Here is a 16,899-nt window from a genome sequence, read left to right as displayed (position 1 = left end):
CGTCTGGCCAAGACGAAGGATAGATTTTGCAAACGCACCCTGCCATTCAAGCCGCCATGGAGCGCAGCTTCGGCGCCATCGCCGACCTGGTTCGCCTCCACGCGCAACACACGCCCGACCACGCAGCGCTCGCGGACGCGCAACAGGCACTGGACTACGGCGCGCTCGACGCGCTGATGGACCGCGTCGCGGCCGCACTGCAGCGCGACGGCCTCGGTCCGGGCGACGCCATCGCGGTCTGCGCGGCGTCCTCGGTGAACTATGCGGCGGTGTTCCTCGGCGCGTTGCGCGCGGGCGTCGCGGTCGCGCCGCTGGCTCCCGGGTCCACGCCGGCCAGCCTGGCCCGCATGATCGAGGATGCCGATGCGCGCATTCTCTTCATCGACGCCTCGGCGGCCGAGGTCGTCGGCCCTGCCAAGGAAGGCGGCATCCCGCGCGTGGCCCTCGACGGCTCTGCCGCCGGGCAGGGCCTCGACAGCTGGCTGCCCCCCTCCGGCACGCAGCCGCGCGCCGTCGAGACGCAGCCTTCCTGGCCCTTCAACATCATCTATTCGTCGGGCACCACCGGCGAGCCCAAGGGCATCGTGCAGGGCCACGGCATGCGCTGGGCCCATGTGCAGCGCGGCGCCAAGTACGGATACGGCCCCGACACCGTCACGCTGCTGTCGACCCCGCTCTATTCGAACACCACGCTGGTGGTGTTCTTTCCGACCATTGCCTTCGGCGGCTGCGTCGTGCTGATGCCCAAGTTCGACGCGCTCGGCTACCTGCAGCTGGCCGAGCAGCGCCGCGTGACGCACACGATGCTGGTGCCGGTGCAATACCAGCGCCTGATGGCGCATCCGCGCTTCGACGCGCACGACCTTTCGTCCTTCCGCTTCAAGTTCAGCACCAGCGCGCCCTTCAATGCCGCGCTCAAGGCCGACGTGCTCGCGCGTTGGCCCGGCGGGCTGATCGAGTTCTACGGCATGACCGAAGGCGGCGGCACCTGCATCCTCGAAGCCCACCTGCACCCCGACAAGCTGCACACGGTCGGCCAGCCGGCCGAAGGCAGCGACATCCGCCTGATCGACGAGGAAGGCCGCGAGATCCCGCGCGCCAACATCGAGCTGGCTGGCGAGGTGGTGGGCCATTCGGCCGGCATGATGACCGGCTATCACCGCCAGCCCGAGAAGACGCGCGAGGCCGAGTGGTTCGACGCCACCGGCAAGCGCTTCATCCGCACCGGCGACGTCGGCCGCTTCGACGGCGACGGCTTCCTCACGCTGTTCGACCGCAAGAAGGACATGATCATCAGCGGCGGCTTCAACATCTATCCGAGCGATCTCGAAGCGGTGCTGCGCGGCCATGCGGCCGTGGCCGACGTGGCGGTGGCCGGCGTGCCGTCGGAGCAATGGGGCGAGACGCCGGTGGCCTTCGTGGTGCGCCGCGAAGGCAATGGCACGTCCGAGGACGCGCTGCTGCAATGGGCCAACGCGCAGCTCGGCAAGACGCAGCGCCTGGCGCGGCTGCAGTTCATCGACGAGCTGCCGCGCAGCGCGATCGGCAAGGTGCTCAAGCGGGAGTTGCGTGAACTCGGCGGCCGCTGAAGCACAGGCGCAGGCAGCCGCGTCCTCCGAACAAGGCGGAGGCAACGGCCTGCTGTGGCTGCTGGCCGCCGTCGCGGTGCTGTTCGCTTTCCTGCGCCCGCGGGCGCCGATGGACTGGCTGAAGCTGGTCGACTGGCAGACCGTGGGCGCGCTGGCCGGGCTGCTCGCGATCACGCAGGGGGTCGAGAAAAGCGGCATGCTGCAGGCCGCCGCGCAGCGCCTGCTCGCGCGCACGCACAGCCAGCGCAGCCTGGCGCTGCTGCTGACCGCCAGCGCGGCGCTTCTTTCCGCGCTGGTGACCAACGACGTAAGCCTGTTCCTGCTGGTGCCGCTGACGCGCGTGCTCGCCAGCCAGGCGCACCTGCCGCTCGCGCGGCTGGTGGTGCTCGAGGCACTGGCGGTCAATGCGGGTTCGGCCCTCACACCCATCGGCAATCCGCAGAACCTTTACCTCTGGCACCGCTCGGGCGAGAGCTTCGTCGGCTTCATGGGCATGATGCTGCCGACAGTGGCCGTGATGCTGTTCTGGCTCTTCGCGGCGGCCTGGCTGCTGGTGCCGCGCACGCCCATCGCGCTCAAGCCCGAGACCGAAGCCGCGCCGGTGCAGCCGCGCCTGCTGGCACTGGCGGGCGTTCTGTTCATCGGCTTCGTGGTCGCGCTCGACCGGCACTGGCTGCTCGCGGGCCTGGGCGTGGTGTTCGCGGTGTTCCTGCTGACCTATCCGCGCGTCCTGAAGGGCATCGACTGGGCGCTGCTCGCGATCATTGCGCTGATGTTCGTGGACCTGCGGCAGCTGGCCGAGCTGCCGGCGGTTCAATCGCTGCTGAACCACTGGCCCATCACCGAGGGATGGCGCGCCTACCTCGCCGCCATCGTCGCCTCGCAGCTCATCAGCAACGTGCCGGCCGCGATCCTGCTCGACGGCCATGTGCGCGACCTGCCCGCGCTCGCGGCCGGCGTGAGCGTGGGCGGCTTCGGCTGCGTGCTGGGCTCGCTGGCCAACCTGATTGCGCTGCGGCTGGCCAAGTTGCCGCACGGGCTGCGCGAGTTCCATCGCATCAGCATTCCGTTCCTGCTGGTGTGCGCGGCCTCGGCGCTGCTGCTGCGGCTCGGGTGACAGGCGGGGAGCGCCGCAGGACAATGGCGCCCGACCCACCCATGCACCAACCCGCCCCGCCCATCCTTTCGCTGCGCCGCTACGGCACCTCGCGCGGCAGCCATTCGCACGACCACTTCCAGGTGCTGGTCGGCCTCGAGGGTGTGCTGGAGATCGAGGTCGAAGGCCGCGGCGCCGGCATCGGTGCCGGCCAGGCACAGGTGGTCGCGCCGGGCGACCGGCACGACTTCGAAGCCCGCGGCGGTGGCAGCAGCTGTCTCGTGCTCGACACCGCGCATGCGCCCTGGGCCCGGTGTGCCGAGCGCGCGCCGGCCGACCCGATTCAGCTGCATGCACTGGCGCGCTATCTCGCGCATTGCACGACGCAGCCGCAGCAGTTCGCGCTTGCGCTGCAGCACGGTCCCGCGCTGCTGCTGGAAGCCTGGAGCCCCGCGCCTTATTCTTCGATGCCGCACGCGCGCCGCCGCCGCATCGACTGGCCGGCGCTCGCGGCTTGGGCCCGGGCGCGATGGCACGAGCCGCTCACGGTCGCCGACCTGGCCGAAGTCGCCTGCCTGAGCCCCAGCCAGCTCGCGCAGCGCTGCCGCGAGGAACAGGGCGTGAGCGCGATGCACTGGCTGCGCGGCCTCAGGCTGGCGCATGCGCGCGAACTGCGGCTCGAAGGCATCGGCGTCGCGGAAACCGCACGCCGCACGGGCTACCGCTCGCCCTCGGCACTCACCGCCGCGCTGCGCCGCCTCGATTCCTGACGGCAAGACCGTCGTTTTGCGACGACGCGCCGGCGCTGCGCGACGGCCGGCCGGGTTAGCCTCGTTCTTCATGTCACCCACCTTCCACGCCCTCTTCGCGATCGCGCTCTGGGCCACGCTCGCCTCGCTCGGCACCGCCCTGTCGCACTTGCCGCCGTTCCTCCTGACCGGGCTCGCGCTGATCATCGGCAGCCTGCCGAGCTGGCCGCTGGTGCTGCGCGACCGCGCGGCCTGGCGCGTGCCGCCGCGCACGCTGGCATTGGGCGTCTATGGCCTGTTCGGTTTCCACTTTTTGCTGTTCATCGCGCTGCGGCATGCGCCGCCGGTCGAGGCCAACCTCGTCAACTACCTGTGGCCGCTGTTCATGGTGGTGCTCGCACCGGTGCTGCTGCCGGGCGTGTCGCTGCGGCCGCTGCACCTGGCGGCAGCGCTGCTGGGCTTTGCGGGCGCGGCGGTCGCGATCCTTGGCACGCGCGGCGATGGCGGCGCTGGTGCCAGTGCGCTCCAGGGCTACTGGGGCTTCCTGCCGGCGCTGGGCTCGGCCTTCATCTGGGCCAGTTATTCGCTGTGGACGAAGCGTGTCGAGGCCTTTCCGACCTCGGCCATCGGCCTGTTCGGGCTGGTTTCGGGCGTGCTCTCGCTGGCCTGCCATGCGGTGCTCGAAACACCTGTGGCGCTGTCCGGCAAGGACTGGCTGCTGCTCGCGCTGTGCGGCCTCGGCCCGCTCGGCGCGGCCTTCTTCGTGTGGGACATGGCGCTCAAGCGCGGCGACCCGCGGCGCATCGGCATCCTGAGCTATCTCACGCCTCTGGGCTCGACCGCGCTGCTGCTGCTCGTGACCGGCCGGCCGCTGACCTGGACCATCGCGCTGGCCGCCCTGCTCATCATTTCGGCGGCAGTCATGGGCACACGCGCCCGCTGAATGGCTCCTGTCCGACGGAGCCGCGCATTTTTATGGCTAGAGTGGAGGCTCAGGAAAAAAGGAGCCCCCACTCATGGAAAACAAGAACAAGAACGAAGATTTCGAGATCACGCCCAAGCTGGTGTTCGACCTGAACCTGGCGCTGTACCTCGACCTGGTGGCCGCACTCGAGGGCGCGGGCGCCATCACCTACCGCCAGATGGCGGCCCGGGTGCTCAATATCAGCATGGACGCGCGCGCCGACGGCGAGACCGGCCTCGCAACGGCGCTGGAAGGCGTTGCCAAGGGTTTCGCCGGCCAGCGCGGCGGCCTGTCGATCGAGCTGCTGAAGGCCGCGCGCGGCTTGCGCGAGGACGACGCGATGGGCGACATTCCGATGCGGCCGACCGACGAATGAACTGAACGGCGAGCGTCCCGCGCCGGTTACTTGTAATCGAGCGTGAAGGTGGCCGTGCCGTCGGCGCGGCCGGGCGCCACGCTGGCACCGGTCTGAAAGTAGCGCGCCGTGTAGGGCAGCACGTAGTCGCCGTCCTTCGAGGGGCCGACCAAGGCGTTTTCACCGAACCGCACCGGCACACTCTGGCCGTCGATCACCTGGATGCCCACGCCGGTGGCGGCGCCGGTGCCCTGGGTGATCTTCAGCACGCCCTGCTCGTTCGACGGGTCCGGCGTCGCGTCCATGCGCAGGTAGACGGTGTTCTGCGCGTTCTGCCCGGCCTTGCAATTGAGCTTGATGCTGAAGCTGCGGTCACCTGCGGTGGTGCCCCTGCCCTTGAAGTTGTTCTGGGGCACCCTGCCGAACTGCACCGAGATGTTCCGTGAACCCAGGTCTACGGTACATGACGGCGTGATGATCGTGATGCCCAAGCCCGAGAGGAAGGTGGTCAGTACCGACTTATTGTCCGCCAGGCTGTAGTAGCGGGTGTAAGTGCCCTGCGAGAGCGGGCCACTGCCTGTCACCGCGGCAATCTTGAACAGTTCGACCTGAAAGCGCGATGCCGAGTTGAATTCGCCGAAATCCCCAGTGGTGGTGCGCGTGTGCGGGTAGTAGGCGGACTCGGCCCCGTCGAAGTAGCGCGACAAGCGGATGCCGATGCCCGCCACATTGGTAGTGAACACACGGTTGTATCCAGGTACCTCAGTGCCCTGACGCATCTCGCCGATCACCGTCCCGCCTCCCGTGCAGATCCACGGCTTGTTGGTGGTTCCCGAAAGAGGCAAGGGAAACAGCTTCGGCGTCATGACGGACGAGCCCACGGGCAGGTCATTGGAAATGATCACGCGCCCCACTTCCATGTTGACCGTCTTCTCGATGTAACCCGGCGTGACGTAGCATGCCGCCCACGCACCCTGCGCACCGAGCAGCGGCGCCAGGGCCGGCACGCAGTGGCGCAGGAAATTCGTCGCGCCCGATGGTTTGCTGCGGTTCATTCCGCCTCCTTCTGCTTCATCGTGCCCGGCTCGGCCGCAGCACATTGGCCGTTCAGCTCGCGGATCGGCGGCGGGTTCTCTTCATCGGGCAGGCTGTAGGGCACGACACACTGGTCGGCCTTGTCCTGGCCCCATCGCACGGTCAACTGCCCGCTGTTGCCCGCGCCGGTCACGAAGGCCTGGCCATCGGGGCCGACAATGCCGACCTCCTGGCCCGCCTCGTTCTCGATCTTCGAGCCCAGCGGCAGCACGCGACCCTTGCGGTCGGTCAGCACCATCAGCAGGCGGAAGCCCACCGAGGTCTCGAACTTCGCGGCCACCATCGCGCCGCGCGTGGGCACCACCTCGGTGGCGGCGTTCTTCACTTCCACCGTGTCGCCGAGGTCGCCGGTGCGGATGGCCAGCCGGTTCAGCCGGTACGGCGTCAGGTTGGGGATGACCGCGTTGCCGGCCCAGTCGGTGGCCACGCCGGGCTGCGATTCAAAGCCCACGCCCTGCGCCTTGGGTGCCTGCACCAGCGCCACCGTTTCGCCGAGCGGCTGCGACAGGGTGACGCCGCCGCCATGAACCAGCACGCCGCCCGACACGCCGAAGGTGCTCTGGCCGTAGCCGCGGCCCTGCGAGTGGCCGGCATCGAAGCGGCCCACGGACGACAGGTAGCTCGCGCTCGCGCTGCCGCTGCTGCCGCCGTCCTGGTTGGCGCCGCCGGCCGTCACGTTGTAGGTGAGGCGGCTGTCGTCGAAGGCCGAGCCGTAGACACTGGCCTGCTGGTTGACGCGTCCGGTGCTGTCGCGGGTGAGGGCGTACTGCGCACTGGCGCGGGTGTCGCCGAGCGGAATGCTCAGCGTGAACATCACCTGGCGCACCGGCGCGCGGTTCAGGCTGGTGGTGTGGTTGTAGAAAACGCTGTAGCCAAACTGCCTGTAGTTGCCCGAGTAGCCCAGCTGCACCAGCCGGTCTTTCGCGCTGGTGCCCCAGTAGCTCTGCTGGCGTGCGGATGCGAACACACTGCCCCAGTCGCCGATCTGCTGCGAGAGTTCGAAGCGCACCTCGTTGCGGCGGCTGTGGAACGACTCGAGAGACCGCAGGTCCTGCATCTGCACCGCCGCCTGGAAGGTGCGGTAGCCGCTGGTGGAATAGCGATAGCCGGCCACGCGGAAGTTGGTGCCCGAGGCGAGAAAGGCTTTCGAATAGAGGAAGCGCAGCGACTGGCCGTCGTAGGTCTTCATGCCATCGACCGGTGCGCGGCCGGTGGTGCGCGCGCTCGACAGGTCGACCGACACGGCGCCGAAGTCGCGCAGATTCTTGCCCACGCCCGCGAGCAGCGACTGGTACATGTTTGCCATCAGCAGGCCGCCGTAGACCGAGAACTCGTTGCCCAGTCCGCGCGCGAGCGTGGCCTGCATGAAGACTGGCTGCGAGAGCGAAGACCGCAGGCCGAGCACGCTGCCGCTGCCGCTGTCGTAGCCGTTGCGGTACCTGCCGACAGTGGCCGAATAGCGCCAGGTGCCTTCGCGCAGCAGAGTGGGCACGGCCGAGAAAGCCTGGATGTACCTGGTCTGGCGGCCATCGGCTTCGGCAATGGTCACCTCGAGGTCGCCGCTCGATGCGGTGGGGTACAGGTCGTCGATCACGAACGGGCCCGGCGCCACGAAGGTGCTGTAGATGACGTAGCCGTTCTGGCGCACCGTCACGCGCGTGTTGGTCTGCGCCACGCCGCGGATGGTGGGCGCGTAGCCCTGCTGGCTGTCGGGCAGCATCGCGTCGTCGGACGACAGCTGCACGCCGCGGAATGGCAGGCTGTCGAAGAAGTTGCCGGGCGTGTTGCCGTCGCCGATGAGCAGCCGCCCGTTGATCGAGGCCAGGTCGCGCTGCGCATAGGTGCTGATGCCCTGCCAGCGGCTCTTGCCGTCGATGCCGCGGTTGTAGGTCGAGAAGTGGCGAAAGCGCCAGTCGCCGTGGTTGAAGCCGGCGCGTAACCCCGCGAACAGGGTGTTGCGCTGCAGGTTCTCGTCGCGCCTGGCGAAGGCGTTGCCGTCGAACACGTTCTGCGGCGGCGCAAAAGGGGCCGCGTTGTTGCGGTAGCCGTTGCCGCTGTAGCGCGCGAAGTTGAGCTGGTAGTCCAGCATGCCGGCGGTGATGCCCCTGTCCCATTTCTCGGGGCCCACCGCGCCGCGCGCCGATCGCTTCAGCGCCGCCTGCGGAATGCTGACGAACAGGCGCTGCTTGCCCGCCTCGTAGCTCACGGCCGCGTCGGGAATGACCTTGAGCAGGTCGATGCAGGCCTCGTCCGCGGCGCCTGCGAGCTCGGGAAACACGGCCACGTTGACGCCCCACGCATCGAGCATGCCGCGCGTGAGGCAGGGCTCGGCGTCATGCTTGCCGTCTTTCGCGGCGAAGCGGATTTCGGTCTGCCCCGCGCTGCGCTCGTTGAGCGACACGTCGACCATGTACTTGCCCGCGAGCACGCGGTTGCCGAAGGAGAAGAGCGAAAGGTCGGCATGCGGCTGGTCGCCACCGATGCCGAGGAATTCCTCGTTGAAGCTGGAGCCGGCGAGCTGCTGCTGTGCATGGCCGGGCATGCCGAACGCGCCCAGCAGGGCTGCGCACAGGGCGAGCCGGCATGGCGCACGAAGAGCAGGCGGCGAACGGCGCATGGCGATGTGGCCCCCGCGTCTCAGCGCCTCGCCGCGTCGGCGGACGGTGCAGAAGGCGCAGGCGGAGGCACCAGTTCGGCCTTCACGGCCACCGGCTCTGCACCCGCCGGCACCTGCACCCGCTCTTCGGGCGTCTCGCCGCCGTAGTCGTTGAGCGTGGTGAAGTCGACCTGGATGGCCTGCGGCGTCTTGACCGCGCTCAGCGGATAGGCCATCTCGCCGAAGGGCGGCACCATGTCGGCATTGATCAGCTGCTGTCCGCTGTTGATGTTCAGCGCGGTGAAGGTCACGTGGTAGGCCGTGGGATTGCCGACCTTGAGCACCGCGCCCTGGCCTTGCGCGCCGGCGCTGACGGCCCACTTGAGCTGCGCGCTCGATTCCTCGGGCTTGCCGGCGAGCTTCGCGGGACGGTAGAACAGCTTGATGCGGCTGCGCACCGCGATCTGCAGCACGTTCTCTTCCTTCGACTTCTCGGGAATCTCCTTGACGTTGAGCCAGAACACCGACTCGCGGTCGGCCGGCAACTCGCCGGCCACGCGCATGATGCGCAGGATGTTTTCCATGCCGGGATCGAGCCGCGACAGCGGCGGCGTGACGAGCAGCGGCGTCTTGTTCCTGCCTTCGCCGGCATCGATCCAGGCCTGGACCACATAGGGGGAGGTGCCGGTGTTCTTCACCGGAATGGAGGCTTCGCGGTCCTTCTCGCCGAGGATCACGCGCGTGCCGCCGAGCATCACGCCCGCATCGGCGGGCCACTGGAAGCCCAGCATCAGCAGGATGGCGAAAACCCACCGACGGCGATTGTTGCTGCACATAGGGAGAGAAATCCTTGACGGGCGGACGCATGACGCGCGCAGCCCGGCACCGCGGCGCACCGAGTCGCCGAGGAAAAAAGAAAAAAGGGAATTTGCCGACGCCGGCCCGGACCTAGGAGTCCAGGCGCGGCGCGGGCAAGAGCGGCAGCGCGGCCGCCGGCGGCTTACTTGTAGGCCACCGTGAACTGCGCGACCGAGTTGGCCGGGCCGGTCGTCACGGCCGTCTTGGTCGCCACGTAGGCTGCCTGGAAGTTCAGCGAGTTGTCGCCGAGGCCCAGAACGTAGACGCCGGACGGCGAACCCAGGGCGATCTTGGTGCCGGCGGAATCGCCGAGTTCGATGGCCACGCCCGAAGCGGAGCCCACGCCCACCTGGCCAGCGTTGCCAGGCGCAGATTGGTGGCGTCATCGAGGTCGGCGGTGCCCGAGAAGGTCACGGTGGCGCCCTTGGCGGTAGCGCCGCAGCCGAGCAGGTCGATCTTGAACCTGGCGGGCGTGGTCTTCTTGCCGACGACCGCGGTGCCGGCGGTGGCGCCGTCGAACACGGTGCGCGAAACCTTGCCGAGCGGCACGGTCAGGTTCTGGCTGTTGGGCGAGATCGAGCAAGGCGCATCGACGATTTCACCGGTGAAATTGATGGTGCCGTCGGCGGCGAAGGCAGCTTGCGACAGCACGCTGGCGACGGCCAGTGCTGCGAACTTGACGAATACGGTCTTTTGCATTTTTGCGTTCCCTGGGATTGATGTGACTGCGCCTGCTTGTGCAAGGCAGGGCGCAGCTTATTCACACAAAGATGCAAAAGAACACCGTCTGTCGTCAGTTGACGATAGTTAACACTCCCTACCCGGATCTTCGAGACTTAGGTCACAGATCAAGGGCAGGCGGCAGACCGAACTAGGCCTCCGCAACCTGCAGCACCAGCTTGCCGAAGTTCTCGCCGCTGAAAAGCCGGTTCAGCGCCTCGGGGAAGGTGCCGAGCCCCATGACCACGTCTTCCTTGCTCTTCATGCGGCCGTCCTTGAGGTAGCCGGCGAGTTCGGCCACGGCAATGGGGAAGCGGTCCGCATAGTCGAACACCACGATGCCTTCCATGCGCGCGCGGTTCACCAGCAGGCTCAGGTAGTTCCGGGGGCCGGCCGCGGGCATGCTGTTGGCGTTGTTGTACTGGCTGATGGCGCCGCAGATGATCACGCGGGCCTTGCGCGCGAGCCGCGCGAGCACCGCGTCGAGGATCTCGCCGCCGACGTTGTCGAAGTAGATGTCCACGCCCTTGGGGCAATGCGCCTTGAGGCCGTCACGCACGGCACCGGCGCCGGCCTTGTAGTCGATGCAGGCGTCGAAGCCCAGCTCCTTCACCACCCAGTCGCACTTGGCCTGGCCGCCGGCGATGCCGACCACGCGGCAGCCCTTGATCTTGGCGAGCTGCCCGACCGTCTGCCCCACGGCGCCCGCGGCACCGGAGATGACCACGGTTTCGCCCGCCTTGGGCTGGCCCACGTCCATCAGCCCGAAGTAGCCGGTCATGCCCGGCATGCCGAGCACGTTGAGCCACTGGTGGATGGTGCCCGCGCGCAGGTCGACTTTGACGAGCCCGTTGCGCTTGATCTCTTCCTTGGGAACGAGCATGTATTCCTGCACGCCCAGCGTGCCGTAGACCGTGTCGCCGACCGCGAAGTCCGGGTTCTTCGAGGCGATGACGCGGCCGATGCCGCCCGCGCGCATCACGGCGCCGATCTCCACCGGCGCGATGTAGCTCTTGGCGTCGTTGAGCCAGCCGCGCATGGCGGGGTCGAGCGAGAGCGAGAGTGTCTTGACCAGCACGCCGCCCTCGGCGGGCTCGCCGACCGGCTCGGTCGTGAACTGCCAGTGCTCGCGCGTTGCCGCGCCCTCGGGCCGCCTGGCGAGCCTGACCTGGTGATTGACGGGCGCTTCGGCCATGGGAGGTCTCCTTGGAAAGGTCGTTGTTGCGGCGCCATGCTAGCGGCGCGCGGCGCTGTTGGCCGTAGCGCAGGCGACAGCACCGCGCCTCGCCTGGGGCTGCCGCTCAGGCCAGGCGCACGACGATCCGCAGGCCCGGATTCGCGTTGCGCACCGCCAGGCTCCCGCCGTGCGCCTCGGCGATCAGCCGGCAAAGATACATCCCGAGCCCGACGCCGCCGGTGGCGCGCGCGCGCGCGCTGTCGGTGCGGTAGAAGGCCTCGGTCAGTCGTTCGAGCTGGGCCTCGTCGACGCCGGGGCCGTGGTCGCGGACCTCGATCTCCACGCCCTGCGCCGGCCCGTCGACCACGGCACGCAACGACACGCAGGGCGGGCGGGGCGCGTCGGTGCTGTAGCGCAGGGCGTTGTCCAGCAGGTTGCGCACCAGCAGGCGGATGCGCATGCGGTCGACGGCGTGCGGCGGCAGTCCCTCGGCCAGGTCCAGGTGCACCTGCTGGGCGCCCGGCATCTCGGCCGCGACCTCGCGCACCAGCGCCGCCAGGTCCACAGGCTCGCGCTGCAGCGCCACGTGCGGGCTCGCGAGCCGCTCGCTCTCGAGCAGGTCGCTGATCAGGTCGCGCATCTCGTTCAAGTCGCGCAGCAGCGCCTCGCGTTCGGCCTGGCTTTCGGGCGTGGCCGGCAGCAGCTCGGCATTGAGCCGGGCCCGCGTGAGCGGCGAGCGCAGCTCGTGGCTCAATGCCAGCAGCAGCCCGCGCTTGGCATCGAGCATGGCCTGGATGTCGTCGGCCATGGTGTTGATGTGCTCCGCAAGGTCGCCGAGGTCGTCGTTGCGGCGGATCGGAATCGGCTGCGTGAACTCGCCGCGGCCGAAGCGCTGCGCGCCTTCGCGGATGTCGATCAGCGGCCGCAGCAGCCGGCTGACATAGGCATAGCCCAGCACCACGAGCAGCAGCAGCGCGCAGAGCGTGGCCCAGCCGACGACGCGCGGCGCAAGCTGCCAGAGCCTGGGCGACCAGCCGAAGATGACGTGGTGGCCATCGGCCGTGGGGCGGATGAACCATTTGTCGCTCCACGGCTTCTCGTCGCGGTCGTGCATCCAGCCGCCGCGGCCCTGGATGCCGCCGGGATTGGAGTCCCAGTTGACCTTGGGGCCCACGATGCGGATCGTGATCGGCAGCCGGGCGACCAGCGCCTGTGCGCGCGCCACGTCGGGTGGCGTGCCGATCTCGGCGACGAGCCGGTCGGCATAGTCGACCAGCATCGGCTTGGCGGCCTCGGCCCAGCCGGTGGAAAAGGACTTCTTCATGCCGCCCATGAACACCGCCGCCATCACCAGCGCCAGCATCACGAACATCATGACCAGCCGGATGCGCAGCGAGCGGCGCCAGCGGCGCTTGCCCTGCACCTTTTCGTGCCACTGCGCGTGCCATTGCCTGTGCAGCTCCGCGCGACGCGATGCGATCCCGTGCAGCGCCTCGCGCAAGCCCCGCCGCCTGGGCCTCATGCGGGCTCGCTGCGCGCGACGGCCAGCGCATAGCCGGCATTGCGCAGTGTCTTGATGCAGTCCAGCGGCTCGAGCTTCTTGCGCAGGCGGCTCACCACGATGTCGACCGCCCGGGTGTAGAGCTCGGCCTCGTGGCCGCGCAGGCGGTTCAGGATGTCGTCGCGGCTGAACACCTTGCCGGGCTCGGCTGCCAGCAGCGCCAGCAGTTCGAACTCGGTGCCGGTGAGCTCCACGCGCTCGCCTTGGCGCAGCACCTGGCGCCGGTCGAGGTCGATCGACAGCCCGTCGAACACGCGGTGCTGGTTGCCGTTGCTGTTGGCCGCCGCCGGCGTGCTGCGCTGTCGGCGCAGGATGGTCTGCACGCGCGCCACCAGTTCGCGCGGCTCGAAGGGCTTGGGCACGTAGTCGTCGGCACCCAATTCGAGGCCGACCACGCGGTCCATCACTTCGCCGCGCGCGGTGAGCATCACGATGGGAATGTCGCTCTCCTTGCGGATCTCGCGGCACAACGCAAAGCCGTCCATCTCGGGCAGCATCACGTCGAGGATCGCCGCGTCGAACGGGCCCGCGCGCAATTTGGCGAGCCCTTCGCTCGGGCGCACCGCGCTCTCCAGCGTGTAGCCGAAGCGGGCGAAGTAGGTGGTCAGCGGCGCGGCGAGATGTTCGTCGTCGTCGATCAGCAGGATGCGCGGCATGGCGGGATTGTGCCTCCTGGCGAACAGTTGGCTGACGATCAGGCCCGCGGGCATTGCACCGCCGTTTCCGTCCGTTGCTGCGAGGCGCGCCACGGCATTGCCTTGAATGCGCTCACCACGGATCGGCCCGCCCGATGCGGCCCAGGTGCGTCGAGCCGAAGCCCGCGCCGTACTTGAGGCCCCAGCCGAGCGCGCGATCGAGGCCGATGTGGGCGCCCCAGATCAGGCCGCCGGCCACGGCCCAGGGGATGGCTGCGAGCGCACCGATGGCCAGCAGCGCCACGGCGCCGAGGTACGAATGCGTGGCGTTGTAGAAGGCGGCGCCGATGCGCGGTCCCGCCAGGTAGCCCAGCACCGCGAGATCGGGCGCCAGCAGCCAGAGCGCGAACACGCCCCAGCCGGCACCGAACTGCGCGTAGGCGGCCAGCGATGCGGCCAGCACCACCATGCCTTCCACTCGCAGCAGCATGCGCACGCCGCCAACGACGGCCTGTTCGCGGGACACCACGGAACCGGCTGCGCCGGGCCGCAGGTGTCGCCCCCCGGCAGCAGGTTGGCGAAGCGATACGAAGTGCGCGAAGGCTGGGAGCGAGCCAAGCCTAGCCATGATGGCGCCAGCGGCGGCCGCCGCGGTCCATGAAGTCACGCACCTTCTGCTGCTGCTCGGCGTTCAGGCTATCGAAGAAATCGGCGGCGGCCGCGATGATTTCCGGGCTGCCGTTGCGCACGGCCGTGGTCTTCTCGTCGACAAGGCGCGTGGCGGCCGCCTGGTCGAGCTTGTTGCCCGCGAACAGCGCCTTGAACTGCGAACGCGGATCGCCTGCACCGCCCGCGCCGCGCATCGCTTCGCGCTGCGCCTGCAGCTTCTCGGCCAGCACGGTGAGCTTCTGCTTCTGCGCAGCGTCGAGTTCCAGCTTGCTGCCGACGCGTTCGACCATCCTGGTGCGGAACTCGGCGGAGTCGCCGCTGCCCCAGCCGTGCCGGTGGCCGGCGCAGCCGGCAATGCTGCCCGCCACCACCGCAAGGCCGGCGAAACCGAAGAGAGTGCGTTTGATCCAGTGTTTCATGATGTTCCTTGCGGCCCGGAGGATGCCCTGCGGGCGTGGGTCTTACTTAGAGTCTGTTGCTGTTGCCGGCCGCTGCGGCACGTGCATCGACAGGGTTCTGCATGGTCGAGATGACCTTGCTGTTCACGCGCGAGCCCGAGGTCACGTTCTGGTCGGGTGCAGCGGCGGTGCGCATGGCTTCGAAGACGACGCCCGCGCGGTCCCTGGAAACGGCCATGGTCTCGGCGCCGCGCGAACCGCGCACGACGTTCTGGTCCGGTGCGGAAGCCTCGCGAACGGCCTCGGCGTTGACTTCGGCGCGGCTCTTCGCCGAGGTGAGCGGCTGGACGCCTTCGTAGGATTCAGCCTTGGCGCCGGCTGCAGCGAGCAGGGCGAAGGAGCCGATGGCGACGACTTGGGTCAGGGAGAGGGATTTCATGGTCAGGCCTTTCTGTGGTGGAAGAGGAGACCTGATGGTGCTTGCGGCGCGTCCGCAAGTCCTTTCGCCGCAGTTTCGGCGTGTTTCGTTTTATTTCGATTCCGCCCTGCCCTTGAGCGAATTGAATAGCTAAGAACTAACTTCCGGCGAGGACCGACGCCGGATCGTCCGACTCGAGCACGCCCTTGGCCCAGGCCTCGAGCTTGCTGGTGTCGGCGCGCAGCACCTCCTGCTTGACGGCGAGGATGCGCGAGGGATGCATCGAGAAGCTGCGCAGTCCCAGGCCGAGCAAGAGGCGCGTGAAGGCCACGTCGCCCGCCATTTCGCCGCACACGGCCACGCTCTTGCCCTGGCGGCGGCATTCGGCAATGGTGTCGGCCACCAGCTTCAGCACCGCGGGATGGGCCGGGTCGTAGAGATGGGCCACGGCCTCGTCGGCCCGGTCGATGGCAAGCGTGTACTGGATCAGGTCGTTGGTGCCGATCGACAGGAAGTCGAAGTACTTCAGGAAGGTCCTGAGCGTGAGCGCGGCGGCGGGAATCTCGATCATCGCGCCGAGCTTCACCTTGCCGTACACGGCGCCGCGGCTGTCGAGCTCCGAGCGCGCGAAGTCGATCAGCGAGAGCGTCTGGCGGATCTCGCTGAGGTGCGCAAGCATGGGGATCAGCAGGTGGATCTCGCCATGCGCCGCCGCGCGCAGGATGGCGCGCAACTGCGTGAGGAACATCGCCGGGTCGGCCAGGCTCCATCGGATGGCGCGCAGGCCGAGCGCGGGGTTCAGATGCTCCTGCTTGCTGACCGCCTTGCCGTCGAGCGGCTTGTCGGCGCCCACGTCGATGGTGCGGATGGTGACCGGCATGCCCTGCATGCCTTCGACCGCGCGCTTGTAGGCCTGGTATTGCTCTTCCTCGTCGGGCAGGCGCGTCTGGTGCTGCGACTCGCGGCCCATGAAGAGGAACTCGCTGCGAAACAGCCCCACGCCCACCGCGCCGGCCTTGACGGCGCCGACGGTGTCCTCGGGCATCTCGATGTTGGCGAGCAGCTCGACGCGCTGGCCGTCGAGCGTCACCGCGGGCTTGTGGCGCAGGCGCGCGAGCCGGCCGCGTTCGAGGTCGCCCTGGCGCTGCTTGAAGCCGTACTCGGCCAGGATGATCGGCGAGGGATCGACGATCACCACGCCGGCATCGCCGTCGATGATCACCCAGTCGTCCTGGCGCACCAGCTGGCTCGCGGTGCGCGCGCCCACCACGGCCGGAATGTCCATGCTGCGCGCGACGATCGCGGTGTGCGAGGTGCGCCCGCCCACGTCGGTCACGAAGCCGGCGAACACGCTCTTCTTGAACTGGAGCATGTCGGCCGGCGACAGGTCATGCGCAATCAGCACCAGCGGCGCGTCGATGCCGTCGCCGGCGGTGGGGTCGTCGTCTTCCTCGGTCGCGGGGCGCTTGCGGCGCGGCGGGCTCGGCGCCAGCACCGCGGCCGTGCCCTTCATGCGGTGCAGCAGCCGCTCGACCACCTGCTCGAGGTCGGCCTTGCGCTCGCGCAGGTACTCGTCCTCCATCTCGTCGAACTGACGCGCGATGATTTCGAGCTGCGTGGTCAGCGCCCACTCGGCGTTGTAGAGCCGGTCGGTGATCCAGTGCTTCACGCCGCCGGTGAGCGCCTCGTCCTGCAGCAGCATCTGGTGCACTTCGAGCAGCGCCGCGAGCTCGTGCGGCGCATCGTTGGGGCCCATCAGCGCCACGCTGGCCTGCAGCTTGGCAAGCTCGTCGGCCACCGCGTTGCGGGCCATGCGCACCCGGTCGATCTCGGTTTCTATTTCTTCGGGCTTGATGAAGTAGTGGGCCACGTCGATGCGGCTGGACACCACCAGCACCGCGCGGCCAATGGCAATGCCACGGGCAACAGGGAGGCCGTGGACTGCGAAGGTCATGGGAGCCTACCGAAGGTCACCGGCCGCCGCCGGGCCGCCCCAAGGCGGCCGCGCCCCCTCGGGGG

At 68.7% G+C, this 16,899-nt stretch carries 15 protein-coding genes and 1 pseudogene; 5 read left to right on the top strand and 11 right to left on the bottom strand.

What is annotated here, in order from left to right:
* Window positions 1-56: 56 nt before the first annotated feature.
* From L1081_RS22460 to L1081_RS22440, 5 genes are all read left to right on the top strand, one after another.
* Window positions 57-1,589, top strand: a complete 1,533-nt coding sequence (locus tag L1081_RS22460) for an AMP-binding protein (RefSeq protein ID WP_489416823.1) — start codon at window positions 57-59, stop codon at window positions 1,587-1,589.
* Window positions 1,570-2,706 (top strand): SLC13 family permease, encoded by a 1,137-nt coding sequence (locus tag L1081_RS22455; protein ID WP_489414140.1) that lies wholly within the window; start codon window positions 1,570-1,572, stop codon window positions 2,704-2,706. Before L1081_RS22460 ends, L1081_RS22455 begins: the two co-directional genes overlap by 20 nt.
* A gap of 41 nt (window positions 2,707-2,747) precedes the next feature.
* Window positions 2,748-3,455: a helix-turn-helix domain-containing protein gene (locus tag L1081_RS22450; RefSeq protein ID WP_489414139.1), complete on the top strand. Its 708-nt coding sequence runs from the start codon at window positions 2,748-2,750 to the stop codon at window positions 3,453-3,455.
* Between the two features lie 70 nt (window positions 3,456-3,525).
* On the top strand, window positions 3,526-4,377 hold the full coding sequence (locus L1081_RS22445; RefSeq protein WP_489414138.1) for an EamA family transporter: 852 nt from the start codon (window positions 3,526-3,528) through the stop codon (window positions 4,375-4,377).
* A gap of 73 nt (window positions 4,378-4,450) precedes the next feature.
* Complete coding sequence (locus L1081_RS22440; protein ID WP_489414137.1) at window positions 4,451-4,774, top strand: hypothetical protein; 324 nt, start codon at window positions 4,451-4,453, stop codon at window positions 4,772-4,774.
* Window positions 4,775-4,800: 26 nt separating this feature from the next.
* Here the strand turns inward: L1081_RS22440 and L1081_RS22435 are convergent, their stop codons facing one another.
* The 11 genes and pseudogenes from L1081_RS22435 to ptsP all read right to left on the bottom strand — a co-directional run bounded on the left by L1081_RS22435 (window position 4,801) and on the right by ptsP (window position 16,834).
* Entirely contained in the window at window positions 4,801-5,808 is a 1,008-nt protein-coding gene (locus L1081_RS22435; RefSeq protein ID WP_489414136.1) for a fimbrial protein, read from the bottom strand.
* Window positions 5,805-8,390, bottom strand: a complete 2,586-nt coding sequence (locus L1081_RS22430) for a fimbria/pilus outer membrane usher protein (RefSeq protein WP_489414135.1) — start codon at window positions 8,388-8,390, stop codon at window positions 5,805-5,807. The genes L1081_RS22435 and L1081_RS22430 overlap by 4 nt, the downstream gene beginning before the upstream one ends.
* Before the next feature lie 95 nt (window positions 8,391-8,485).
* Window positions 8,486-9,280: a fimbria/pilus periplasmic chaperone gene (locus tag L1081_RS22425; RefSeq protein ID WP_489414134.1), complete on the bottom strand. Its 795-nt coding sequence runs from the start codon at window positions 9,278-9,280 to the stop codon at window positions 8,486-8,488.
* A gap of 164 nt (window positions 9,281-9,444) precedes the next feature.
* Window positions 9,445-10,001: pseudogene (locus L1081_RS22420) on the bottom strand (fimbrial protein).
* 172 nt (window positions 10,002-10,173) lie between these two features.
* The gene (locus L1081_RS22415) at window positions 10,174-11,217 is read right to left on the bottom strand and encodes a zinc-binding dehydrogenase (RefSeq protein ID WP_489414133.1); all 1,044 of its coding nucleotides are present in this window, start codon (window positions 11,215-11,217) and stop codon (window positions 10,174-10,176) included.
* Between the two features lie 106 nt (window positions 11,218-11,323).
* The gene (locus L1081_RS22410; protein ID WP_489414132.1) at window positions 11,324-12,721 is read right to left on the bottom strand and encodes an ATP-binding protein; all 1,398 of its coding nucleotides are present in this window, start codon (window positions 12,719-12,721) and stop codon (window positions 11,324-11,326) included.
* Window positions 12,718-13,416, bottom strand: a complete 699-nt coding sequence (locus tag L1081_RS22405; protein WP_489414131.1) for a response regulator — start codon at window positions 13,414-13,416, stop codon at window positions 12,718-12,720. The genes L1081_RS22410 and L1081_RS22405 overlap by 4 nt, the downstream gene beginning before the upstream one ends.
* 112 nt (window positions 13,417-13,528) lie before the next feature.
* Window positions 13,529-13,924, bottom strand: a complete 396-nt coding sequence (locus L1081_RS22400; RefSeq protein ID WP_489414130.1) for a DUF4260 family protein — start codon at window positions 13,922-13,924, stop codon at window positions 13,529-13,531.
* 91 nt (window positions 13,925-14,015) lie between these two features.
* Window positions 14,016-14,483, bottom strand: a complete 468-nt coding sequence (locus L1081_RS22395; protein WP_489414129.1) for a Spy/CpxP family protein refolding chaperone — start codon at window positions 14,481-14,483, stop codon at window positions 14,016-14,018.
* 46 nt (window positions 14,484-14,529) lie between these two features.
* The gene (locus L1081_RS22390; RefSeq protein WP_489414128.1) at window positions 14,530-14,901 is read right to left on the bottom strand and encodes a DUF4148 domain-containing protein; all 372 of its coding nucleotides are present in this window, start codon (window positions 14,899-14,901) and stop codon (window positions 14,530-14,532) included.
* A gap of 136 nt (window positions 14,902-15,037) precedes the next feature.
* On the bottom strand, window positions 15,038-16,834 hold the full coding sequence (ptsP, locus tag L1081_RS22385; RefSeq protein ID WP_489414127.1) for a phosphoenolpyruvate--protein phosphotransferase: 1,797 nt from the start codon (window positions 16,832-16,834) through the stop codon (window positions 15,038-15,040).
* Between the last annotated feature and the right edge of the window lie 65 nt (window positions 16,835-16,899).

This window comes from Variovorax sp. MSC1_012 (assembly GCF_023667525.1).
Taxonomy (GTDB): Bacteria; Pseudomonadota; Gammaproteobacteria; order Burkholderiales; family Burkholderiaceae_C; genus Variovorax; species Variovorax beijingensis_B.
This window is presented reverse-complemented; position numbering and strand designations above follow the sequence as displayed.

Coding starts and splice junctions, on each gene's coding strand:
- L1081_RS22460 (WP_489416823.1), top strand. CDS start 57: ATGGAGCGCAGCTTCGGCGCCATCGCCGACCTGGTTCGCCTCCACGCG.
- L1081_RS22450 (WP_489414139.1), top strand. CDS start 2,748: ATGCACCAACCCGCCCCGCCCATCCTTTCGCTGCGCCGCTACGGCACC.
- L1081_RS22445 (WP_489414138.1), top strand. CDS start 3,526: ATGTCACCCACCTTCCACGCCCTCTTCGCGATCGCGCTCTGGGCCACG.
- L1081_RS22440 (WP_489414137.1), top strand. CDS start 4,451: ATGGAAAACAAGAACAAGAACGAAGATTTCGAGATCACGCCCAAGCTG.
- L1081_RS22435 (WP_489414136.1), bottom strand. CDS start 5,808: ATGAACCGCAGCAAACCATCGGGCGCGACGAATTTCCTGCGCCACTGC.
- L1081_RS22430 (WP_489414135.1), bottom strand. CDS start 8,390: ATGCCCGGCCATGCACAGCAGCAGCTCGCCGGCTCCAGCTTCAACGAG.
- L1081_RS22425 (WP_489414134.1), bottom strand. CDS start 9,280: ATGTGCAGCAACAATCGCCGTCGGTGGGTTTTCGCCATCCTGCTGATG.
- L1081_RS22415 (WP_489414133.1), bottom strand. CDS start 11,217: ATGGCCGAAGCGCCCGTCAATCACCAGGTCAGGCTCGCCAGGCGGCCC.
- L1081_RS22410 (WP_489414132.1), bottom strand. CDS start 12,721: ATGAGGCCCAGGCGGCGGGGCTTGCGCGAGGCGCTGCACGGGATCGCA.
- L1081_RS22405 (WP_489414131.1), bottom strand. CDS start 13,416: ATGCCGCGCATCCTGCTGATCGACGACGACGAACATCTCGCCGCGCCG.
- L1081_RS22395 (WP_489414129.1), bottom strand. CDS start 14,483: ATGAAACACTGGATCAAACGCACTCTCTTCGGTTTCGCCGGCCTTGCG.
- L1081_RS22390 (WP_489414128.1), bottom strand. CDS start 14,901: ATGAAATCCCTCTCCCTGACCCAAGTCGTCGCCATCGGCTCCTTCGCC.
- ptsP (WP_489414127.1), bottom strand. CDS start 16,834: ATGACCTTCGCAGTCCACGGCCTCCCTGTTGCCCGTGGCATTGCCATT.